This window comes from Streptomyces sp. NPDC048257 (assembly GCF_043201855.1).
In the GTDB taxonomy this organism is placed as follows: Bacteria; Actinomycetota; Actinomycetes; order Streptomycetales; family Streptomycetaceae; genus Streptomyces.
The window spans coordinates 25474-47984 of record NZ_JBICZI010000015.1; the positions used below are offsets into that span (position 1 = coordinate 25474).

18 protein-coding genes are annotated in these 22511 nt (G+C 71.7%); 12 read left to right on the forward strand and 6 right to left on the reverse strand.

The genetic code is table 11. The annotated features are described in order from the left end of the window. Positions 1–2: 2 nt before the first annotated feature. The 3 genes from ACGFZK_RS25140 to ACGFZK_RS25150 all read right to left on the reverse strand — a co-directional run bounded on the left by ACGFZK_RS25140 (position 3) and on the right by ACGFZK_RS25150 (position 2888). Positions 3–1319, reverse strand: a complete 1317-nt coding sequence (locus ACGFZK_RS25140; RefSeq protein WP_393851229.1) for an MFS transporter — start codon at positions 1317–1319, stop codon at positions 3–5. A gap of 210 nt (positions 1320–1529) precedes the next feature. Beyond that, complete coding sequence (locus ACGFZK_RS25145) at positions 1530–2186, reverse strand: MBL fold metallo-hydrolase (protein ID WP_393851115.1); 657 nt, start codon at positions 2184–2186, stop codon at positions 1530–1532. 9 nt (positions 2187–2195) lie between these two features. Continuing rightward, entirely contained in the window at positions 2196–2888 is a 693-nt protein-coding gene (locus tag ACGFZK_RS25150) for a maleylpyruvate isomerase family mycothiol-dependent enzyme (RefSeq protein WP_393851116.1), read from the reverse strand. 187 nt (positions 2889–3075) lie between these two features. Here ACGFZK_RS25150 and uvrA point away from each other — a divergent pair, with 187 nt between their 5' ends. Next, a complete protein-coding gene (gene uvrA, locus ACGFZK_RS25155) occupies positions 3076–6084 on the forward strand; it encodes an excinuclease ABC subunit UvrA (RefSeq protein ID WP_393851117.1) in 3009 nt (1002 codons plus the stop codon). Positions 6085–6143: 59 nt separating this feature from the next. Here uvrA and ACGFZK_RS25160 read toward each other — a convergent pair whose 3' ends face one another. Further along, on the reverse strand, positions 6144–6794 hold the full coding sequence (locus ACGFZK_RS25160) for an NAD(P)-dependent oxidoreductase (RefSeq protein WP_393851118.1): 651 nt from the start codon (positions 6792–6794) through the stop codon (positions 6144–6146). A gap of 66 nt (positions 6795–6860) precedes the next feature. On the opposite strand from ACGFZK_RS25160, the gene ACGFZK_RS25165 reads away from it, so the two are divergent. Continuing rightward, positions 6861–7526 (forward strand): helix-turn-helix domain-containing protein, encoded by a 666-nt coding sequence (locus tag ACGFZK_RS25165; protein ID WP_393851119.1) that lies wholly within the window; start codon positions 6861–6863, stop codon positions 7524–7526. A 4-nt stretch (positions 7527–7530) separates the two neighbouring features. Here ACGFZK_RS25165 and ACGFZK_RS25170 read toward each other — a convergent pair whose 3' ends face one another. Beyond that, positions 7531–8406 (reverse strand): carbohydrate kinase, encoded by an 876-nt coding sequence (locus tag ACGFZK_RS25170; protein WP_393851120.1) that lies wholly within the window; start codon positions 8404–8406, stop codon positions 7531–7533. 168 nt (positions 8407–8574) lie between these two features. On the opposite strand from ACGFZK_RS25170, the gene ACGFZK_RS25175 reads away from it, so the two are divergent. After that, positions 8575–8997 (forward strand): Rieske (2Fe-2S) protein, encoded by a 423-nt coding sequence (locus ACGFZK_RS25175; RefSeq protein ID WP_393851121.1) that lies wholly within the window; start codon positions 8575–8577, stop codon positions 8995–8997. A gap of 29 nt (positions 8998–9026) precedes the next feature. On the opposite strand, the gene ACGFZK_RS25180 is transcribed toward ACGFZK_RS25175, so the two are convergent. Continuing rightward, on the reverse strand, positions 9027–9962 hold the full coding sequence (locus ACGFZK_RS25180; protein WP_393851122.1) for a hypothetical protein: 936 nt from the start codon (positions 9960–9962) through the stop codon (positions 9027–9029). 229 nt (positions 9963–10191) lie between these two features. On the opposite strand from ACGFZK_RS25180, the gene ACGFZK_RS25185 reads away from it, so the two are divergent. The 9 genes from ACGFZK_RS25185 to ACGFZK_RS25225 all read left to right on the forward strand — a co-directional run bounded on the left by ACGFZK_RS25185 (position 10192) and on the right by ACGFZK_RS25225 (position 22509). Beyond that, on the forward strand, positions 10192–10800 hold the full coding sequence (locus ACGFZK_RS25185; protein ID WP_393851123.1) for a papain-like cysteine protease family protein: 609 nt from the start codon (positions 10192–10194) through the stop codon (positions 10798–10800). 5 nt (positions 10801–10805) lie between these two features. Beyond that, positions 10806–11606, forward strand: coding sequence for a hypothetical protein (locus ACGFZK_RS25190; RefSeq protein WP_393851230.1), 801 nt, complete (start codon positions 10806–10808; stop codon positions 11604–11606). A gap of 205 nt (positions 11607–11811) precedes the next feature. Then, positions 11812–13830: an excinuclease ABC subunit UvrC gene (gene uvrC, locus ACGFZK_RS25195; RefSeq protein WP_393851124.1), complete on the forward strand. Its 2019-nt coding sequence runs from the start codon at positions 11812–11814 to the stop codon at positions 13828–13830. Beyond that, a complete protein-coding gene (gene rapZ / locus ACGFZK_RS25200; protein WP_030720410.1) occupies positions 13827–14774 on the forward strand; it encodes an RNase adapter RapZ in 948 nt (315 codons plus the stop codon). The genes uvrC and rapZ overlap by 4 nt, the downstream gene beginning before the upstream one ends. After that, positions 14771–15826: a uridine diphosphate-N-acetylglucosamine-binding protein YvcK gene (gene yvcK, locus ACGFZK_RS25205; RefSeq protein WP_393851125.1), complete on the forward strand. Its 1056-nt coding sequence runs from the start codon at positions 14771–14773 to the stop codon at positions 15824–15826. Before rapZ ends, yvcK begins: the two co-directional genes overlap by 4 nt. Next, positions 15817–16812 (forward strand): DNA-binding protein WhiA, encoded by a 996-nt coding sequence (gene whiA / locus ACGFZK_RS25210; protein ID WP_030009075.1) that lies wholly within the window; start codon positions 15817–15819, stop codon positions 16810–16812. The genes yvcK and whiA overlap by 10 nt, the downstream gene beginning before the upstream one ends. Positions 16813–16962: 150 nt before the next feature. Continuing rightward, positions 16963–19923, forward strand: a complete 2961-nt coding sequence (locus ACGFZK_RS25215; RefSeq protein WP_393851126.1) for a M14 family zinc carboxypeptidase — start codon at positions 16963–16965, stop codon at positions 19921–19923. Positions 19924–20154: 231 nt separating this feature from the next. After that, positions 20155–21162, forward strand: a complete 1008-nt coding sequence (gap, locus tag ACGFZK_RS25220; protein ID WP_393851127.1) for a type I glyceraldehyde-3-phosphate dehydrogenase — start codon at positions 20155–20157, stop codon at positions 21160–21162. Positions 21163–21294: 132 nt separating this feature from the next. Beyond that, entirely contained in the window at positions 21295–22509 is a 1215-nt protein-coding gene (locus ACGFZK_RS25225) for a phosphoglycerate kinase (protein ID WP_393851128.1), read from the forward strand. Positions 22510–22511 lie beyond the last annotated feature (2 nt).

The following is a 22511-nucleotide window of genomic DNA, read 5'->3' on the forward strand; positions in this document are numbered from 1 at the left end:
ATCTACGCGGGGGCGGCCGCTTCGGCCGCCCCCGTTTCCGTGCCCCGGCCCGCGGCCGCCCTCCTCCGTACGGCCGCCGGACCGGTCTCCGGCAGCAGCGCGAAACAGACCAGGCTGACCAGGGAGATCCCGGTCAGGTACAGCGCGACGCCCCACGGCGGACCGGAGCCGTCCGCCAGCGCCGTCGCCACGATCGGGGTCAGCGCCCCGCCCAGCACGCCGCCCAGGTTGTAGCCGACCGCCGCGCCCGTGCAGCGGATCCGCGGCGCGTACAGCTCGGGCAGGTACGCGGCCACCACCGAGAACATCGTCACCATGCCCAGCAGCGCCCCGACGAAGCCCACCGTCATCAGCAGCGGATCCGCCGTCCGCAACAGCGCCACCAGCGGGAACATCCACACGGCGCACATCGCGCACCCGGCCAGGCACAGCGGCCGCCGCCCGTAGCGGTCGCCGAGCAGCGCGATCAGCGGGGTCACCAGCCCCTTGATCGCGACCGCGGCCATGATGCAGGCCAGCATGACCGTGCGGCTCACCGTGAGGTGCTCGGTGGCGTACGCGAGGGACCAGGTGGTGACCGCGTAGAAGACGGCGTACCCCACGGCGAGCGCCCCGCCGGTCAGCAGGAGCAGCCGCCAGTGGCCCCGGAACACCTCGGCCAGCGGGGCCTCGGCGCGCCGGCCCGTCGCGGCGAGCGCCCGGAACTGCGGGGTCTCCTCCACCGAGTGCCGCAGCCACAGACCGGCCAGGGCCAGCGCCCCGGCCGCCCAGAACGGCACCCGCCACCCCCAGGAGGTGAACTGGCCGTCGGTCAGGGACGCGGAGAGTCCCAGCACCAGGCCGTTGGCGAGCAGGAAGCCCACCGCCGGGCCCATCTGCGGGAAGCTCGACCACAGCCCGCGCCGCCCCTCGGGGGCGTGCTCGGCGGTCAGCAGCACGGCGCCGCCCCACTCACCGCCGAGCCCGAGGCCCTGCAGGAAGCGCAGCAGGAGCAGGAGGACCGGAGCGGCCACGCCGATCGAGCCGTACGTGGGCACGCAGCCGACGGCGACCGTCGCGAGGCCGGTGAGCAGCAGCGAGGCGAGCAGGACCGGACGCCGGCCGTAGCGGTCGCCGATGTGGCCGAAGACCGCCGAACCGAGCGGGCGGGCGAGGAAGCCGACGCCGAAGGTGCCGAAGGCGGCGAGGGTTCCGGCGAGCGGGGAGAAGGAGGGGAAGAAGAGCGGGCCGAGCACGAGGGCGGCGGCCGTCCCGTAGACGAAGAAGTCGTAGAACTCGATGGCGGTCCCGGCGAGGGAGGCCGTGGCCAGCCGCAGCATGCCGGGGCCGGTGGAGCCGTCGGCGTCGTCGGCGGGCAGAGGAGTCGGGGAGGGGGCGGGGGAGGCCTCGGGGGCGGAGGAGGCGAGGGGTGGGGAGGGGTCGTGTGGCATGCCGCACCAAATACCCGTTCCCCGCCCCTCGGGACGTGAGTTCGGTCGTAAGCGACCGGAAGGAGTGCGTCGCGTCGCGAAGTTGACGCGTTGCCGCGCCTACCAGCCGCGCTCGCGCCATTCGGCCAGGTGCGGACGCTCGGCGCCGAGCATGGTGTCGTTGCCGTGTCCCGGGTAGACCCAGGTCTCGTCCGGCAGCTGCTCGAAGAGCTTGTGCTGGACGTCGTCGATCAGGCTGGCGAAGGCCTTGGGGTCGTCCCAGGTGTTGCCGACGCCGCCCGGGAAGAGGCAGTCGCCGGTGAACACGTGCGGGTGCCCGTGCGGGTCGTCGTAGATCAGGGCGATCGAGCCGGGGGTGTGCCCGACCAGGTGGCGGGCGGTCAGGCTGACCCGTCCGACCGTGACCGTGTCCCCGTCGGCGACGAGCACGTCCGTCGCCACCGGGATGCCCTCGGCGTCGAAGGTGCCCGCGTACGTGCGCGCGCCGGTCGCCTCGACGACGGCCGCGAGCGCGCCCCAGTGGTCGCCGTGCCGGTGGGTGGTGACCACGGAGGTGATGCCGTCGTCGCCGATCAGGCTGAGCAGGGTGTCGGCCTCGGCGGCCGCGTCGATGAGCAGCTGCTCGTCGGTGGCGCGGCAGCGCAGCAGGTAGGCGTTGTTGTTCATCGGGCCCACTGCGACCTTGGAAATCATCAGGTCCGCGAGTTCGTGCACGTCGGCCGGACCGCCGACCTTGACCTCTCCGGTGTACGTCATGCCTTGATCCTAGAGCGGGGGGAGCTCGGGCAGGCCGTCGCCGGCCACGACCGTGAGGTGGGCGCCCCGGAGGCCGCGTCCGGCCAGCCAGCCGAGCAGTTCGTCCTTGGGGCCTTCCAGGACCACCGGGGTGCCCTCCGCGCCGCCGGTGTGCCAGACCGCGTCGGGCGTGGCCCGGAGGGTGACCGGCGGTACCTCCGGACGCCCGGACCAGCGGTCGGCGAGGAAGGCGATCTCGCGGTCGGTGAACTCCTCCGGGAGGTCGGAGAGCTCGTAGCCGATGTTCAGGTCGACGTGGTGCAGATCGGCCTCGACCCAGCGGCGGAAGGGCACGTTGGCGGCGAGGTCGGTGACGCCGTTGCGCAGCTCGACCGTGCGGGACCAGTCCTGGTCGTGCTCGGTGGTGGCCATGAAGCGGGCCGCGGAATCACGGAGGTCCGCCAGGTGTTCTTCCAGAGGCCGGCCGGCGTCGCGCTCGATGTCCGCGTCGCGCGCCGAGGCGCTCTCGTACATCGGGCGTCCCTGGAAGACGTTGACGAGCGCGTCCGCGTTGCGTGCGAGGTGGGCCAGGATGTGGCCGCGGGTCCAGCCCGGGAGGTGTGACTCCTCGGCGAGGGCTGCGTTGTCCAGTTTCGCGACAGCGGTCAGCAGCCGGTCCGTGGCTTCACGTACAGATCGCAGGTCGTGCACATGATCAGTCATGACGGCGAGCCTAGTGGCTCACCGCGCACGGCCACACGATTGGGTGAAGCGGTCTGCGGAGTGCCGTAAATCGAATGTGCGTGCTATACGCTCGGAAGTCCAAGGATCAAGTCCATCGCAGAGGCGCCCCCCATACCCTGGGACGGGGGCCCGTGCCCCCGCTCTCTCAAGAAAGGTGCGGACCGGCGTGACCGACCGTCTCATCGTTCGTGGCGCTCGCGAGCACAACCTGAAGAACGTCTCGCTCGACCTGCCCCGCGACTCACTCATCGTCTTCACCGGACTCTCCGGGTCGGGCAAGTCCTCCCTGGCCTTCGACACGATCTTCGCCGAGGGCCAGCGCCGCTACGTCGAGTCGCTCTCGTCGTACGCCCGGCAGTTCCTCGGGCAGATGGACAAGCCCGACGTCGACTTCATCGAGGGCCTCTCCCCGGCCGTCTCGATCGACCAGAAGTCGACCTCGCGCAACCCGCGGTCGACCGTGGGCACCATCACCGAGGTCTACGACTACCTCCGCCTCCTCTTCGCCCGCATCGGCAAGCCGCACTGCCCCGAGTGCCGCCGTCCCATCTCGCGGCAGTCGCCGCAGGCGATCGTCGACAAGGTGCTCGCCCTCCCCGAGGGCAGCCGCTTCCAGGTGCTCTCGCCGCTGGTGCGCGAGCGCAAGGGCGAGTTCGTCGACCTCTTCTCCGACCTCCAGACCAAGGGCTACAGCCGGGCGCGGGTGGACGGGGAGACCATCCAGCTCTCCGAGCCGCCCACGCTGAAGAAGCAGGAGAAGCACACCATCGAGGTGGTCATCGACCGCCTCACCGTCAAGGAGAGCGCCAAGCGCCGGCTCACGGACTCCGTGGAGACCGCCCTCGGACTCTCCGGCGGCATGGTGATCCTGGACTTCGTCGACCTCGCCGAGGACGACCCCGAGCGTGAGCGGATGTATTCCGAGCACCTCTACTGCCCCTACGACGACCTGTCCTTCGAGGAGCTGGAGCCGCGCTCCTTCTCCTTCAACTCGCCCTTCGGCGCCTGCCCCGAGTGCACCGGTATCGGTACGCGCATGGAGGTGGACCCCGAGCTGATCATTCCGGACGAGGACAAGTCCCTGGACGAGGGCGCGATCTCCCCGTGGTCGCTCGGCCACACCAAGGACTACTTCCAGCGGCTGATCGGCGCGCTCGCCGGGGAGCTCGGCTTCCGCACCGACATCGCGTGGGCCGGGCTGCCGGTGCGCGCGAGGAAGGCCCTGCTGTACGGGCACAAGACGCAGATCGAGGTCCGCTACCGCAACCGGTACGGGCGGGAGCGCGCGTACACGACGGCCTTCGAGGGCGCCGTGCCGTTCGTCAAGCGGCGGCACGCGGAGTCGGAGAGCGACGCCAGCCGCGAGCGCTTCGAGGGCTACATGCGCGAAGTGCCCTGCCCGACCTGTGAGGGCACCCGCCTCAAGCCGATCGTGCTCGCCGTGACGGTGATGGAGAAGTCCATCGCCGAGGTCGCCGCCATGTCGATCAGCGAGTGCGCGGACTTCCTGGGGCGGCTGCGCCTCGACGCCCGCGACAAGAAGATCGCCGAGCGGGTCCTGAAGGAGGTCAACGAGCGGCTCCGCTTCCTCGTCGACGTCGGTCTCGACTACCTCTCGCTCAACCGGGCCGCCGGCACCCTGTCCGGCGGCGAGGCCCAGCGCATCCGGCTCGCCACCCAGATCGGCTCCGGCCTGGTCGGCGTGCTCTACGTGCTGGACGAGCCCTCCATCGGCCTGCACCAGCGGGACAACCACCGGCTGATCGAGACCCTGGTGCGACTGCGCGACATGGGCAACACGCTCATCGTGGTCGAGCACGACGAGGACACCATCAAGGTGGCCGACTGGGTCGTGGACATCGGTCCGGGCGCGGGCGAGCACGGCGGCAAGGTGGTGCACAGCGGTTCGCTGAAGGACCTGCTGAAGAACACCGAGTCGATGACCGGTCAGTACCTCTCGGGCAAGAAGTCCATCGAGATCCCGGACGTGCGCCGGCCCGTGAACGGGGAGCGCAAGCTGACCGTCCACGGCGCCAAGGAGAACAACCTGCGGGACATCGACGTGTCCTTCCCGCTGGGCGTCCTGACGGCCGTCACCGGCGTGTCGGGCTCGGGCAAGTCGACGCTGGTCAACGACATCCTCTACACACACCTGGCGCGCGAGCTGAACGGCGCGCGCTCGGTGCCCGGGCGGCACACGCGGGTGGACGGCGACGACCTCGTCGACAAGGTCGTGCACGTCGACCAGTCGCCGATCGGCCGGACCCCGCGGTCCAACCCGGCGACGTACACGGGTGTCTTCGACCACGTGCGCAGGCTCTTCGCGGAGACGATGGAGGCGAAGGTGCGCGGCTATCTGCCGGGCCGCTTCTCCTTCAACGTGAAGGGCGGCCGGTGCGAGAACTGCGCCGGCGACGGCACGATCAAGATCGAGATGAACTTCCTGCCGGACGTCTACGTCCCGTGCGAGGTCTGCCACGGCGACCGGTACAACCGGGAGACGCTGGAGGTCCACTACAAGGGCAAGTCCATCGCGGAAGTCCTGAACATGCCGATCGAGGAGGCGCTGGGGTTCTTCGAGGCGGTGCCGACGATCGCGCGTCACCTCAAGACGCTCAACGAGGTCGGGCTGGGCTACGTCCGCCTCGGCCAGTCCGCGCCGACCCTTTCCGGTGGTGAGGCGCAGCGCGTGAAGCTGGCCTCCGAGCTGCAGAAGCGGTCGACGGGCCGGACGGTCTACGTGCTGGACGAGCCGACCACGGGTCTGCACTTCGAGGACATCTCGAAGCTGATCAAGGTGCTGTCAGGGCTGGTGGACAAGGGGAACTCGGTGATCGTCATCGAGCACAACCTGGACGTCATCAAGACCGCGGACTGGGTCATCGACATGGGCCCCGAGGGCGGCTACGGCGGCGGTCTGGTCGTGGCCGAAGGCACGCCGGAGGCGGTGGCTTCGGTGGGTGCGAGCCACACGGGCAAGTTCCTGAGGGACGTCCTGGGCGCGGACCGCGTCTCGGACGGGGCGCCCGTGGCGCGGTCGGCGGTCAAGAAGGCCCCGGCGAAGAAGGCCCCGGCGAAGAAGGCCCCGGTGAAGAAGACGGCGGCCACCAAGACCGCCGCCGCGAAGAAGGCGGCGCCGGCGAAGAAGACGACGGCCCGGGCGCGCAAGGCGTAGCCGCGGCGCCGACTTCGACGGGAGGGCCCGGCCGCCGGCCGGGCCCTCCCGTGGTCGTTCTACGAGGCGACGCCCACCGCGCGGCCGGTGCAGGCCGGGTCCGTCAGGGCGGTCAGGAGGGCGTCCGCGACGTCCGCGCGCGGAATGACGCGGCCACCGCGCACGTTGGCGCCGATCGCCCGGCGGTAGCTACCGGTGCGCGGCTTGTTCTGGAGCTTCGGCGGCCGCACGACCGTCCACTGCGTATCGCTCGCGGCCATCACCTCCTCCATGACCGCGAGGTCCGCGTACAGGTCCCGGAGCAGTCTGCGCAGCAGCGGGTAGACCACGGCGCGGGTGAACACCCCCTCGCCCTCCGGCAGCGGGGCGACCGGTGCGGCGCTCACGGCCGACAGCCGGCGCACTCCCGCACGGTCCATGGCCGAGGTGATCGCGCGGAGGGCCGGGCCCGCGACGGGAGTCTGCCTGGCCTGCTTGTTGCTCGCCGCGCCCAGCGCGGAGACCACCGCGTCCTGCCCGCTCACCGCGGACAGCACCGCCTCCCGGTCGGTCACGTCGGCCACCGTGGCCACGTGCAGCCGCTCGTGGGCGGGGACCGGCAGCCGCGCCGGGTCCCGGACGACCGCGGTCACCTCGTGTCCCGCGGCGAGTGCCTGCCGGACGACCTCGCGGCCGACGCCGCCCGTGGCCCCGAACACCGTGATCTTCATTGTCAAACCCCCGCGACAAGAGGTGGGTGAGTGCTTACTCACCCCTGGTTCCGCTAGGGTGAGTGAATGCTCACCCCCAAGTCAAGCCGCCCCACTCCCGAGCGGCTGCTCGACGCCGCCGAGAAGCTGATGCGCACCAGCGGCCTGGCCAACGTCACCACCAAGGCCATCGCCCGCGAGGCCGGCTGCTCGGAGGCCGCGCTCTACAAGTACTTCGCGAACAAGGAAGAACTCTTCGTCCGCGTGCTGATGGAGCGCACCCCCAACGCCGGCCCGCTCATGGCTGCCCTGCACGCCGAACCGGGGGCGACGGGAGGCGAGGAGGGGGCCGGACCGGGAGCCGGGCAGGGGGGTGAGCAGGGGGGTGAGCAGGGGGTCGAGGAAGGGCTCGTCGCCATCGCCCGGCACGCCTCGCTCTTCTACGCCGACGCCATGCCCCTGGCCGCCTCGCTCTTCGCCGAGCCCGCCCTGCTCACCCGCCACCGCGAGGGCGTCCAGGAGATCGGGGCCGGACCGCACCTGGTCCTGGACGCGCTGGCCGGGCGGCTGAGGCGCGAGCTCGAAGCCGGCCGGCTGCGATCCGACGCCGATCCGCGGGCCGCCGCGGCCCTGCTGCTCGGCGCCTGTTTCCAGCGGGCCTTCTTCCTGCACTTCTCCGGGGCGCACGTGGTCCAGCCCGTGGAGGAGTTCGCCCCGGCCGTGGCCCGTACCGTCTGGGCCGCGCTGCGCTGACCCGTCAGAGCTCCGCCGCGTACGGCGGTTCCGCGCCCGCCCGTGTGCAGGTCAGCGCCGCCGCATGGGCGGCATGGGCCAGCACCTCCGGCCAGTCCACCGGCCGCCCCGGCGCGGCGGTGAGCCGGTGCAGCAGGGCGGCGTTGACGGTGTCCCCGGCCCCGATCGTGTCCACCACCGCCACCGGGCGGGCCGCCGCCGAGTACTCCGCGCCCTCCCGCGTCCGGACCGTCAGGCCCGCCGCGCCCCGGGTCAGCACCACCGCCGACGGTCCGGCCGCCAGCCAGTCCTCGACCCGGCCGCCCAGCCAGGCCGCGTCCTCCTCCGACAGCTTGAGCACGCTGGTGTGCGGCAGCAGCCGCTCCAGCAAACGTGCGCGGTACGCCGCCGGGTCGGCGATCAGGGCCGGCCGGATGTTGGGGTCCAGCAGGGTCAGCAGCCCGCGCCGGGACTCCCGGCGCAGCAGGGCCTCGTACGCGCTCGCGCCCGGTTCCAGGACCAGCGAGCAGGTGCCGAGGGCCAGGGCCCGTATCCCCTCCGGGAGGGCCGGCGGCAGCGTGAACAGCCGGTCCGCGGTGCCCTCGACGTAGAAGCCGTACGCGGCCGAGCCGTCCGGGGCCAGCGAGGGCACGGCGAGCGTGGTCGGCTCCGGTCCGCGCTGGACCAGCGACAGGTCCACCCCCGCCGCCCGCAGCCCGGCCAGCAGGCTCTCGCCGAAGCCGTCCGAGGACACCCGGGAGCAGAAGGCCACCTCGGCGCCGAGCCGCCCCAGCGCGAGCGCGGTGTTGTACGGTCCGCCGCCCGGCCGGGGCAGCAGGGCGCCGGGCGGCCGCGCCACGGGCACCAGGTCGATGAGGGCTTCTCCGCCGACGACGATCACGCGGGGGAAGCTACCTCATGGGGCGGCGGTATCGTCGGGTGGGCCGGTGCCCGGCCGGGTTCCGGCCCGCGTCGGCCGCCGTCGGACCGGGGCCCCGCCCCCGCACCCGCCGCCACCGCCCCGCACCCGCACCCGCCCCGCACCCGTCCCGTAGCCCAGGAGAACCGCATGCCCGCGCCGCAGTCGCCCGCCCGCCGTACCGTCCTCAGGGGCGCCGCCGCGCTCGCCGGGGCCACCGGTGCCGGGGTGACCCTCGCGGCCTGCTCGACCGCGACGAACAGCGGGGCCGGCACCCCCACCGCGCCGGTGGACCTGGGCGCCGCGGCCGATGTCCCGGTGGGCGGCGCGAAGCTGTACCGGGAGGAGAAGCTGCTCATCAGCTGCCCGGCGGAGGGCCAGTACAAGGCGTTCAGCGCCCAGTGCACGCACGCCGGCTGCGTCCTGGACAAGATCGTCGAAGGCCAGGGGAACTGCCCCTGCCACGGCAGCCGCTTCGACGTGACCACCGGCAAGGTCCTGCGCGGCCCGGCCTCCGACCCGCTGCCCGCCGTCCCCGTCCGGGCCGAGAACGGCAAGCTCGTCGCGGGCTGACGCGCGAGCGGCACCCGTCCCGGCGGACCTCAGTCCCAGTCCCAGGCGATCCCGAGGATCCCGCGCCGCACCGACTCCTCCACCAGGTGCACCGCCCGGTGCCGGCCGCTGGGCGTCAGGTCCACCAGGCCGGTGCGCGGGGCCGCGGGCCCACCGCGGACGAAGCGCCGGCAGCGCACCGGCAGGGCCGCCTCGTCGAAGGCGACCTGGAGCATGTACTGGCCGCCGGCGTAGCTGAAGCCGCGCACGTACTCGCTGCTGCGGGCGCCCGTGCCGTCCTCGATCCCGTAGCCGAAGACGTGGGTGTCCCCGCGCCGCAGCCGCGCGTCGAAGAGCAGCTCCGCGACGAGCAGCCCGGACTCCGGGTGGCACCGGATCCGGCCGGTGCGGCAGTTCTCGTACGCGATCACGCGCATCCGGGTCACGTCGCAGCCCGGGTCGCCGTGGTGGACGGCGAGGTAGCGGTCGACGCCGTCGCGGTGCGCCCGGACGATCTGCTGCGACTCGCGGACCAGCAGCTCGCCCGCCGGCCCTATGCGGACCCGCTCGTGGTGTCCGACCGAGTGCAGTCCGCCGTCCGGCGGGAGGTCCATCCCGTCCAGCAGCCGTTCCACCGTGCCGCCCAGGCTGAACAGGGCCCGGTACGAGCGGGTGGGCGGACGGCCGGCGGACGGGGGGCCCGGTTCCGGGGCGGCCAGCAGGCGCAGGAGGGCGCCCTCGGGCAGCTCCAGGATCCGCTCCAGGGCGCTGACCGCCCGCAGCGACTCGGGATGACGTGGCCGCCGGGCGCCCTGCTGCCAGTAACTGAGACTGGTGACACCGACCTTGATGCCCTGCGCCGCGAGCCGGTGCTGCACCCGGTGCAGGGGCAGTCCCCGCGCGGCGAGGGCTGCGCGCAGGGCGAGGTGGAAGGGGCCGCCGCGCAGCAACCGGCCGAGTTCCGCCGTGTCGCCGGTCGGTCGCATGGCGACTCCTCTGTGAACGTTCACACGGGCCGGTGCGGGGGATCGTGGCGGCGGCCCCGGGGGACCAGGTGACACGACAGCAACCGTTCACACCGCAGCCCCACCGTTCACACCGCAATGTCACCGCGTATTGAAGCGTGTTGACCTGATCGCGACAACTCCCTGATGCTCCTGAACAGCGTCCGGACGCGCTCCTCCACCCCCCATTCCCCACATTGGGAGGAACGCGATGCGCAACCGAAACCGGCGGCTCTCCCCAGCCGCCTCGCTCACCGCCGTGCTCACCGCCCTGCTGTTCGCCCTGCCCCTCGGCACCGGCACCGCCGCCGCTGCCGATGCGGGCACCGACTCCGCGCTCGCCGCCAAGCGCCTGAACATCACCATGCAGGCGCAGACGAAGACCAACTGGTGCTGGGCCGCGGGCGGCAACACCATCGCCACCTGGTTCGGCCGGAACTACAGCCAGAACCAGTTCTGCAACGCCGCCTTCAACCGTCAGCAGGGCAGCGAATGCCCCAACAACCAGGCCACCCTCGGCAACGTCCAGACCGGACTGCGCTGGGCGGGCATCAACCCCGGCTCGTACGTCACCGGCTGGCTCCAGTACTCCACCGTCCAGACCGAGATCAACGCCAACCGCCCGATCGAGACGCGGATCCAGTGGTCGAACGGCGGCGGCCACATGCACGTCGTCTACGGCTACGACACCGCGAACAACTGGGTCTACTGGGGCGACCCCTGGCCCTCCAGCGACCGCTACAACTGGGCCTCGCACGCCTGGTACGTGAACAACAACACCTTCTCCTGGACCCACTCGCTCTACCGGATCGGGGCGTGACCGCCATGACCCTGCGCGCCACCGCCGCCGCCGCGGTCCTCGCCGCCGCCCTCCTCGGCCTCGCCCCGCAGGCCGCCGCGGCCCCGGGGGCTCCTGCGGCTCCCGTGCCGCAGCCCCGGTCCGCCACCGCGGAGAACAAGGCCGCCGCCGCGCAGGCGGCCACCGCCCCCGACACCATGGCCACCCTCTCCCGGTTCTTCGCCCGGGAGGGCAAGGTCTCCCCGACGGCCGCGCAGCCGCGGATCGAGGGGGAGGCGATACCGGTCAACCACCTCTCCCCGGAGTTCGTCGCGGGGAAGGCGGGGGCGTCCGTCGCCCGCCTGGAGTTCCTCGCCAGCAAGGCCGTCTCCTCCGACGGGCAGCAGGCCGCGCTGTGGACGGCGCGGACGGAGGCGGGCTGGCAGGTGGTGAACATCGCCACCGGCGACGACGAGTTCCGCTACGCGCAGCTCGGCGCGGCGAAGCTGCCCGGTGGGACGGTGTTCCGGGAACCGCAGATCGACGCGTGGTACGTGGCCGGCGGGAGCAGGGTGCTGCCGCTGGACGAGGACGCCGTGCGGGCCGTGGGCGCCGGGGGCACGACCCTGGCCGCCTACCGGGCCCGGGTGGCCGGGGCCTACGGGGACAAGCTGCCCGGGTCGGCCTATGCCGAGGGCGGTAGGGCGGGCGGCTACGCCGAGGGCGTTGCCGAGCCCGCGGGGACGCCGGCTGCGGTGGTCGCCGGAGGCGCCGCGGCGCTGGCGCTGGGCGGAGCCGGGGTGCTGGTCCTGCGGCGCCGCCGGGCCGGGGCCGCGGCCGCGGCGTAGCCCCCGCACCCGCAGGGCCCGGCTCCCGCCGGACGCCGGGCCCTGCGGGCACCCCGCCCCGCCCCGCCCCCTTCGCCGCTTCCCGGGCATCCGGACCGGGTCCGGGCGGAGCCCGGGAAGCTCCGCGCAGCGGACCGGCCGGATCCGCAGACCGGGCCCGGAGGGCTACGGCCCGTTGTCGGTGGGCGCAAGTAGGGTGGTTGGCATGGCCGACCCTTCCAGTTACCGTCCCGCAGCGGGACAGGTCCCCGACTCCCCGGGGGTCTACAAGTTCCGCGACGAGCACCGACGGGTGATCTACGTCGGGAAGGCCAAGAGCCTGCGCCAGCGCCTGGCCAGCTACTTCCAGGACGTCGCCGGCCTGCACCCCCGTACTGCCACGATGGTGACCACGGCCGCATCCGTCGAGTGGACCGTGGTGTCCACCGAGGTCGAGGCGCTCCAGCTGGAGTACTCGTGGATCAAGGAGTACGACCCCCGGTTCAACGTCAAGTACCGGGACGACAAGAGCTACCCCTCCCTCGCCGTCACCCTCAACGAGGAGTACCCGCGGGTCCAGGTCATGCGGGGGCCCAAGAAGAAGGGCGTGCGCTACTTCGGTCCGTACGGACACGCCTGGGCGATCCGCGAGACCGTCGACCTGATGCTCCGGGTGTTCCCGGTACGGACCTGCTCCGCGGGCGTGTTCAAGCGCTCCGCCCAGATCGGCCGGCCCTGCCTGCTCGGCTACATCGGCAAGTGCTCCGCCCCCTGCGTCGGCCGGGTCACCCCCGAGGAGCACCGCGAACTGGCCGAGGACTTCTGCGACTTCATGGCCGGCCGCACCGGCACCTACCTCTCCCGGCTGGAGAAGGAGATGCACGCCGCGGCCGAGGAGATGGAGTACGAGAAGGCCGCCCGGCTGCGCGACGACATGGGGGCGCTGCGCCGGGCGATGGAGAAGAACGCCGTGGTGCTCGCCGACGCCACCGACGCCGACCTGATCGCCGTGGCCGAGGACGAGCTCGAGGCCGCGGTGCAGATCTTCCACGTGCGAGGCGGCCGGGTCCGCGGCCAGCGCGGCTGGGTCACCGACAAGGTCGAGGCCGTCGACACGGCCGGACTCGTCGAGCACGCCCTCCAGCAGCTGTACGGCGAGGAGAAGGGCGAGGCCGTCCCCAAGGAGGTGCTGGTCCCGGCGCTCCCCGAGGACACGCCGGCGCTGAACCAGTGGCTCGCCGAGCGCCGCGGGTCCCAGGTCAGCCTGCGGATACCGCAGCGGGGCGACAAGAAGGCCCTCATGGAGACCGTCCACCGCAACGCGCTGCAGTCCCTCGCCCTGCACAAGACCAAGCGCGCCAGCGACCTCACCACCCGCTCCCGGGCCCTGGAGGAGATCGCCGAGGCCCTGGACCTCGACAGCGCCCCGCTGCGCATCGAGTGCTTCGACATCTCCCACCTGCAGGGTGACGACGTCGTCGCGTCGATGGTCGTCTTCGAGGACGGGCTGGCCCGCAAGGGCGAGTACCGGCGCTTCCAGATCAAGTCCTTCGAGGGCCAGGACGACGTCCGGTCCATGCACGAGGTGGTCTCCCGGCGCTTCCGCCGCTATCTCCAGGAGAAGCTGAAGACGGGGGAGTGGGACCCCGAGGACGCCGAGGCAGGGGCCGGGGAGGTGCCCGAGGACGACGGGCGGCCCAAGCGCTTCGCGTACCCGCCCCAGCTCGTCGTGGTGGACGGCGGGCAGCCGCAGGTCGCCGCCGCCAAGCGGGCCCTGGAGGAGCTCGGGATCGACGACGTCGCCGTGTGCGGCCTGGCGAAGCGGCTGGAGGAGGTCTGGCTGCCCGGCGAGGACGACCCGGTCGTGCTGCCACGCACCAGCGAGGGCCTCTACCTGCTCCAGCGGGTCCGTGACGAAGCCCACCGGTTCGCCATCCAGTACCAGCGGAACAAGCGCGGCAAGCGGCTGAAATCCGGGCCGCTGGACGAGGTGCCCGGCCTCGGCGAGAGCCGCAAGCAGGCCCTCGTCAAGCACTTCGGTTCGGTGAAGAAGCTGAGACAGGCGACAATCGACCAGATCTGCGAGGTCCCGGGCATAGGCCGTAAGACGGCCGAGACCGTGGCCGCGGCCCTCGCCCGGGCGGTTCCCGCCGGTCCTGCCGTCAACACGGCGACAGGAGAGATCATTGAGGATGAGACCCCCGCGCCAGCGGGAGCATCGTCCGAACGGGGGACCGAGCAATGACCGAGCACGAGACCACGCACGACCGAGACGGAGCACAGGTGAGTACGGGCACGACAGTGGAGCCCGGCGAGACCGCCGAGGCGGCCATCCCCGAGCTGGTGATCATCTCCGGCATGTCCGGGGCCGGCCGCAGTACGGCGGCCAAGTGTCTGGAGGACCTCGGCTGGTTCGTCGTCGACAACCTCCCGCCGGCCCTGATCCCGACCATGGTCGAGCTCGGTGCCCGCTCCCAGGGCAACGTGGCGCGCATCGCCGTCGTCGTCGACGTCCGCGGCCGCCAGTTCTTCGACGCCCTGCGCGAGTCCCTCGCCGACCTCGACAGCAAGGGCGTCACCCGCCGCATCGTCTTCCTCGAGTCCTCCGACGACGCGCTGGTCCGCCGCTTCGAGTCCGTCCGCCGCCCGCACCCGCTCCAGGGCGACGGGCGCATCACCGACGGCATCGCCGCCGAGCGCGACCTGCTGCGCGAGCTGCGCGGCGACGCCGACCTGGTGATCGACACCTCCAGCCTCAACGTGCACGAGCTGCGCGCGAAGATGGACGCCCAGTTCGCCGGGGACGAGGAGCCCGAGCTGCGGGCCACCGTCATGTCCTTCGGCTACAAGTACGGCCTCCCGGTCGACGCCGACCTCGTCGTCGACTGCCGCTTCATCCCCAACCCGCACTGGGTCCCGGAGCTGCGCCCCTTCACCGGGCTCAACGAGGAGGTGTCGGGGTACGTCTTCAGCCAGCCCGGCGCCAAGGAGTTCCTCGACCGCTACACCGAGCTGCTCCAGCTCATCGCCACCGGCTACCGCCGCGAGGGCAAGCGGTACGTGACCATCGCGGTCGGCTGCACGGGCGGCAAGCACCGCAGCGTGGCCATGTCCGAGAAGCTCGCCGCCCGCCTCGCCTCCGAGGGAGTCGAGACCGTCGTAGTCCACCGGGACATGGGGCGCGAGTGACCGCACGGACCCCGCGGCTGAGCCGCCTGCGCCGCCTCACCCCGGGACGGGGCGAGGACGGTGCGGGCCGCTCCGGCCGCCGGCGCGGCGCCACGCCCAAGGTGGTGGCCCTCGGCGGAGGCCAGGGCCTGTCGGCCTCCCTCGCCGCCCTGCGCCGCATCACCGGTGACCTCACCGCCGTGGTCACCGTCGCCGACGACGGCGGCTCCAGCGGCCGGCTCCGGGAGGAGCTCGGCGTGCTGCCGCCCGGCGACCTGCGCAAGGCGCTGGCCGCGCTGTGCGGCGACGACGACTGGGGCCAGACCTGGGCGCGGGTCATCCAGCACCGCTTCCAGTCCGAGGGCGACCTGCACGGGCACGCGGTCGGCAACCTGCTGATCGTCGCCCTGTGGGAACAGCTCGGCGACCCCGTCCAGGCCCTCGACCTGGTCGGGAAGCTGCTCGGCGCCCAGGGCCGCGTGCTGCCGATGTCGGCGGTGCCGCTGGAGCTCCAGGCCCTGGTCAGGGGGCACGACCCGGCCCGCCCCGAGGACGTGGACACCGTCCGCGGGCAGGCCACGGTGGCCCTGACCCCGGGCGAGGTGCTCTCCGTACAGGTGGTGCCGAGCGACCCGCCGGCCGTGCCGGAGGCCGTGGCCGCGGTCCTGGACGCCGACTGGGTGGTGCTCGGTCCGGGGTCCTGGTTCTCCTCGGTCATTCCGCACCTGCTGGTGCCGGAACTGCTCGACGCGCTGATGGAAACGAAGGCCCGCCGGGTGCTCTCGTTGAACCTCGCACCGCAGCCCGGCGAAACAGAGGGCTTCTCTCCGCAGCGTCATTTGGAGGTTTTGGCCCGACACGCCCCTAAACTCGCCCTGGACGTGGTGCTGGCCGACGAGGCCGCCGTGCCCGACCGCGAGTCCCTCTCCGATGCCGCGAAACGGTTCGGTGCCGCGGTCGAGCTGGCTCCCGTGGCCAGGCAGGACGGTTCTCCGAAGCACGATCCGGAGCTGCTGGCCGCCGCGTACGACCGTATTTTTCGGATGCATGGAAGGATCGGCCCATGGCGATGACGCCTGCGGTGAAGGATGAGATCTCCCGCCTGCCCGTCACCCGGACCTGCTGCAGGAAGGCGGAGGTTTCGGCGATCCTTCGGTTCGCGGGCGGGCTGCACCTGGTGAGCGGGCGCATCGTCATCGAGGCGGAGCTCGACACGGGCATCGCGGCCAGACGTCTGCGCAAGGACATCCTGGAGATCTTCGGCCATTCCTCGGACCTGGTGGTGATGGCGCCCGGCGGACTGCGCCGCGGCAGCCGCTACGTGGTCCGGGTCGTGGCCGGCGGTGACCAGCTGGCGCGCCAGACCGGACTCGTGGACGGCCGCGGGCGCCCCATCCGGGGTCTTCCCCCGCAGGTGGTCTCCGGGGCCACCTGTGACGCCGAGGCGGCCTGGCGCGGCGCCTTCCTGGCCCACGGCTCGCTCACCGAGCCGGGCCGGTCCTCCTCCCTGGAGGTCACCTGCCCCGGCCCGGAGGCCGCCCTGGCCCTGGTGGGCGCCGCCCGCAGGCTGTCCATCGCCGCCAAGGCGCGCGAGGTGCGCGGCGTGGACCGGGTCGTGGTCCGCGACGGCGACGCGATCGGAGCCCTGCTGACCCGGCTCGGCGCGCACGAGTCGGTGCTGGCTTGGGAAGAACGGCGGATGCGGCGCGAGGTGCGCGCCACCGCCAACCGCCTGGCCAACTTCGACGACGCCAACCTGCGGCGCTCGGCGCGCGCCGCGGTGGCCGCCGGAGCCCGCGTGCAGCGCGCCCTGGAGATCCTCGGCGAGGAGGTCCCCGAGCACCTCGCCGCCGCCGGCCGGCTGCGCATGGAGCACAAGCAGGCCTCCCTGGAGGAGCTGGGCGCGCTCGCCGACCCGCCGCTGACCAAGGACGCGGTCGCCGGCCGGATCCGCCGCCTGCTGGCGATGGCCGACAAGCGGGCCCAGGACCTCGGCATCCCGGGCACCGAGTCGAACCTCGACCTGAGCGAGGAGATGGCCGACAACATGGCCGGCTAGCAACGGGTACAGGCGTCCCGATTCGGCCGAAGGGGCCCGCGCGATCACTCGTGCGGGCCCCTTTGCCGCACGCCCCATTGACATGAGCATGGGCCGGTCTTGAGTCTGGCGTCCGAACGCTTTCGTGGCAGACGACGCCCAGGGGGGCACATGAGTCACCGCGCGAGATCGATCCTCGCCGCAAGCGCACTCGTCTTCGGAACCACCCTCGCCGTGCTACCCGCCGCGGCGCAGGCCCAGCCGGGACCCGGCGCCGCATCAGGCGCCGACGAGGTACGGGTCTACGACGCGGACATCACCCGGGAACAGGTCCCGCTCGTCCTCGCCGCGGGGCAGGACGCGCACGAGCTCACCGAGCGGGCCCCGGAGACCGGGACCGCCCGCGTCGAGCTCTTCCTCAGCGGCAGCCAGGCCGGGGAACTCGCAGCCCAGGGCGTCAAGCTGGCCGAGCGCAAGGTTCCCGCCCAGGGCCTGGCCCGGGCCAGGGCCGCCGGCGACGGCGTGTTCCGCCCGTACAGCGGCAAGGGCGGCCTCCAGGAGGAGATCCTGCGGACCGCACAGGAGAACCCGGGACTCACCAAGGTCGTCTCCATCGGCAAGACCGTGCAGGGCAAGGACATCCTCGCCCTCAAGGTCAGCAAGAACGCCAAGAAGACCAAGGACGGCGACAAGCCGTCGGTCCTCTACATGTCCAACCAGCACGCCCGTGAGTGGATCACCCCCGAGATGACCCGGCGGCTGATGCACCACACGCTCGACAACTACGGCAAGGACCAGCGGATCACCAAGCTGGTCGACTCCAGCGAACTGTGGTTCCTGCTCTCCGCCAACCCGGACGGGTACGACTACACGCACGCGGCCGACGGCCAGCGGCTGTGGCGCAAGAACCTGCGCGACAACAACGGCGACGGCAAGACGGGCTCCGGCGACGGCGTCGACCTCAACCGGAACTTCGCCTTCAAGTGGGGCTACGACAACGAGGGTTCCTCGCCGAGTCAGGCGAGCGAGACCTACCGCGGCCCGAGCGCCTCCTCCGAGCCCGAGACCACAGCCCTCGACCGCTTCGAGAAGCGCATCGGCTTCGAGTACGCCATCAACTACCACTCCGCGGCCGAGCTGCTCCTCTACGGCGTGGGCTGGCAGGTGGCCACCCCCACCCCCGACGACGTCGCCTACAAGGCGCTCGCCGGCACCCCGGAGAACCCGGCCGTCCCGGGCTACTACCCGCAGGTCTCCTCCGAGCTCTACACCACCAACGGCGAGGCCGACGGCCACGCCTCCAACGTCAACGGCATCATGATGTTCACGCCGGAGATGACCACCTGCCAGACCGCCTCGGCGAGCGACCCGAACGACCAGTGGAAGCCCGAGGACTGCGCCTCCGGCTTCAACTTCCCGGACGACGAGAAGCTCATCCAGGCGGAGTTCGCCAAGAACGTCCCCTTCGCGCTTTCGGTCGGCGAGAGCGCCGCGCACCCGGACCGTCCGGCCTCCCCGGTGGGCCTGAGCGCCGCGGACTTCACGGTGGACGCCTTCGCCACCTCCTACGTGGCCCGCGGCGAGGACCAGACGGTCTCCGTCACGGCCCGCAAGGCGCTGAAGGACAAGGAGGTCAACTTCAGGATCAACGGCGGCCGCACGCACGACGAGGACCTGAAGCCCTGGAAGGGCGGCGACGTCTACGGCGGCGACGACAACAACTGGTTCGACGAGTACCGCGCCGAGGTCGACGGCGCGAAGCCCGGCGACAAGGTCGAGGTCTGGTTCACCGGCCGCGACCGCTCCGGCAAGCAGGTCTCCAGCGAGCACTTCACGTACACGGTGGCCGAGCGGCCCCGCGCGGACGTCCTGGTGATCGCCGAGGAAGGGGCCAAGGCTCAGCACGCCCAGACCTACGTCGACGCCCTGTGCGCCAACGGGAGGTCCGCGGCGGTCTGGGACGTTGCGGTCCAGGGCGCCCCGCACCACCTCGGCGTCCTCTCCCACTTCGGTACGGCCGTCCACTACACGGGAGCCAAGTCTCCCGGCGGCGAGACCCAGTTGGCGGTGCGCGACTTCCTGAACGAGGGCGGCAAGCTGATCGAGGCCGGTGAGCTGGCGGGCGGCAACGCCCAGGTCGGCCGCGCCGTGACCAACGACTTCAGCCAGTACTGGCTCGGCGCCTACGGCCGTACGAGTGCCACCGGAGCCACCGGCTTCGCCGGCGCCGGCGCCCTGAACGGGGCCCGGGGCAACGTCGGGGACGCCGCGGGCAACCCGCTGAACGCCCCCGGCGCGTACACGGTGACCTCCGACACCCTGGCGCCCGCGCAGTTCCCGCAGTTCAGGAGCGCCCAGGCGGGCAGCTTCGCCGGAGTCGTGAACCCGTACGCCCCCTACGCCGGCGCCGGCATGGCCTCGGCCCTGCACACCGACGACGATTGGAAGCGCCTCGTGCGCACGGTCGACCTCACCGGGGTCACCGCGGCCGACCAGCCCCAGCTGAAGCTCGCGCTCAACTGGAACACCGAGGAGGGCTACGACCACGCCGCCCTGGAGGCCCGGACCGCCGGCGGCGACGACTGGACCACCCTGGCGGACAAGGGCGGTCTGAGCAGCACCACCGTCCCGGAGGAGTGCGCGGCCGGATTCTTCATGAACGGCCACCCGTTCCTGCGCCGCTACCTCACGCTCGACTCCGGCGGCTGCACCCCGCAGGGCACCAGCGGCCAGTGGAACAGCTTCACCGGTTCCTCCGGCGGCTGGAAGCAGGTCTCCTTCGACCTGAGCGCCTACGCGGGCAAGACCGTCGAGCTCTCGCTCTCCTACATCACCGACCCGGGTTCGGGCGGCCGCGGAGTCTTCGCGGACGACGCACGCCTCTCCGTCAAGGGCGCGGACCAGCCCGTGGAGGGATTCGAGACGTCGCTCGGCGTCTGGACGGCCCAGGGCGCACCGGCCGGAAGTCCCGACGTACCGGGCGACTGGTCCCGGACCGGGGAGCTGTTCACGTCCTACGCGGCCGTCACCACGCGTGACACGGTGCTGCTGGGCTTCGGCCTGGAACACATGCCCACCGCGGCGGACCGTGCCCTACTCGTCGGTAAGGCGCTTCGCACGCTGCACCGCTGAGCAGAACCCCGGCAGTTGCTCACCCTGAGTGACGGCGACCAAAGTCCCGGGGTCCCGTTCCGGAGCGTCCGGAACGGGACCCCGGCGGGTTACCCCCGTGAAGTAGGGGGAGTGTCAGGTCCCGACCGATGTCACCCAAAAGCTCACGGAGAGGTAGGGTCGTAAGCGGTCGGGGACATCCCATACAGCTCGCCGGCGCTCTTACCGGCGCACCAACGAGGAGATCGGTTCGTGACGATCCGCGTAGGCATCAACGGTTTTGGCCGCATTGGCCGTAACTATTTCCGGGCGCTCCTGGAGCAGGGAGCGGACATCGAGATCGTCGGTGTCAACGACCTGACTGACAACGCGACCCTGGTGCATCTGCTCAAGTACGACACCATCCTGGGCCGCCTCAAGGCCGAGGTCTCCCACACCGCCGACAGCATCACCGTCGGCGGCCAGACCTTCAAGACCTTCGCCGAGCGTGACCCCGCCAACCTCCCCTGGGGTGAGCTGGGCGCCGACATCGTCATCGAGTCGACCGGCATCTTCACCAAGAAGGCCGACGCCGCCAAGCACATCGCCGCGGGCGCGAAGAAGGTCCTCATCTCGGCTCCGGCCAAGGACGAGGACATCACCATCGTGATGGGCGTCAACCACGACAAGTACGACGCGGCCAACCACCATGTCATCTCCAACGCCTCCTGCACCACCAACTGTGTGGCGCCGATGGCCAAGGTCCTCGACGAGAACTTCGGCATCGTCAAGGGCATGATGACGACGGTCCATGCGTACACGAACGACCAGCGCATCCTGGACTTCCCGCACTCGGACCTGCGCCGCGCGCGTGCCGCCGCCGAGAACATCATCCCGACCTCCACCGGTGCCGCCAAGGCCACCGCGCTGGTCCTCCCGCAGCTCAAGGGCAAGCTGGACGGCATCGCCATGCGCGTCCCGGTCCCGACCGGCTCGGTCACCGACCTGGTCCTGGAGCTCTCCCGGGAGACCACGGTCGAGGAGATCAACGCGGCCTTCCAGAAGGCTTCGGAGGGGCAGCTCAAGGGCATCCTCGACTACACCGAGGACGCGATCGTCTCCTCCGACATCGTGAACTGGCCCGCGTCCTGCACCTTCGACTCCTCACTGACCATGGTTCAGGACGGTACGCAGGTCAAGGTCGTCGGCTGGTACGACAACGAGTGGGGCTACTCCAACCGTCTCGTCGACCTCACCGTCTTCGTCGGCGGTCAGCTCTAAGAACGTAGGGCAAGGCACCACGATGTGAGTACAGGGTCCGAGCAGCGCAACGAAGCGCCGCACGGGCCCTGTTGCTTGCCTCGTCTTTTCCTTCCTCGCCCTTCGAGTGAAGGCTCAAAGGAGTAGAAATACATGAAGACGATCGATGAACTGCTCGCCGAAGGCGTCAAGGGCAAGCGGGTCTTCGTCCGCGCGGACCTGAACGTCCCGCTGGCCGAGGGCGCCATCACCGACGACGGCCGCATCCGCGCCGTCCAGCCGACGATCGCGAAGCTCGCCGAAGCCGGCGCCCGCGTCATCGTGGCCTCGCACCTGGGCCGCCCGAAGGGCACCGGCGTGGAGCCGGCGTTCTCGCTGGCCCCGGCCGCCGCGCGCCTCGGCGAACTCCTCGGTGCGGACGTCGCGTTCGCCACCGACACCGTCGGCGCCTCCGCCAAGGAGACCGTCGCGGCCCTCACCGACGGCCGGGTCGCCGTCATCGAGAACCTGCGCTTCAATGCCGGCGAGACGTCCAAGGACGACGCCGAGCGCGGCGCCTTCGCGGACCAGCTCGCGGAGCTCGCCGACGTCTACGTGGGCGACGGTTTCGGCGCCGTGCACCGCAAGCACGCCTCGGTCTTCGACCTGCCCGCGCGCCTCCCGCACGCGGCCGGGTACCTGATCGCCACCGAGGTCGGCGTCCTGAAGAAGCTGACCGCCGAGGTCGAGCGCCCGTACGTGGTGGTCCTCGGCGGCGCCAAGGTCTCCGACAAGCTGGCCGTCATCGACGAGCTGCTCGGCAAGGCCGACCGCATCCTCATCGGCGGCGGCATGGCCTACACCTTCCTCCACGCCAAGGGCTACGAGGTCGGCATCTCCCTGCTCCAGAAGGACCAGGTGGACAAGGTCAAGGAGTACATGGAGCGCGCCGAGAAGACCGGCGTCGAGCTGGTCCTCCCGGTCGACGTGCTGGTCTCCTCGGAGTTCCCGGACCTCAAGGGCAAGACCCCGGCCGACTTCGACACCGACGACGCGGACAAGATCCCCGCCGACAAGGAGGGTCTGGACATCGGCCCCCGGACGCGCGAGCTGTACGCGTCGAAGATCGCCGATGCGAAGACCGTCTTCTGGAACGGCCCGGTGGGCGTCTTCGAGCACCCCGACTACGCCGGAGGCACCTCGGCGATCGCCCAGGCCCTGCTCGACAGCAGCGCCTTCACCGTCGTCGGCGGCGGCGACAGTGCCGCCGCGGTCCGCATCCTGGGCTTCGACGAGAATGCATTCGGCCACATCTCGACCGGTGGCGGCGCCTCCCTCGAATACCTCGAGGGCAAGACGCTCCCCGGCCTCGCCGCCCTGGAGGGCTGAAC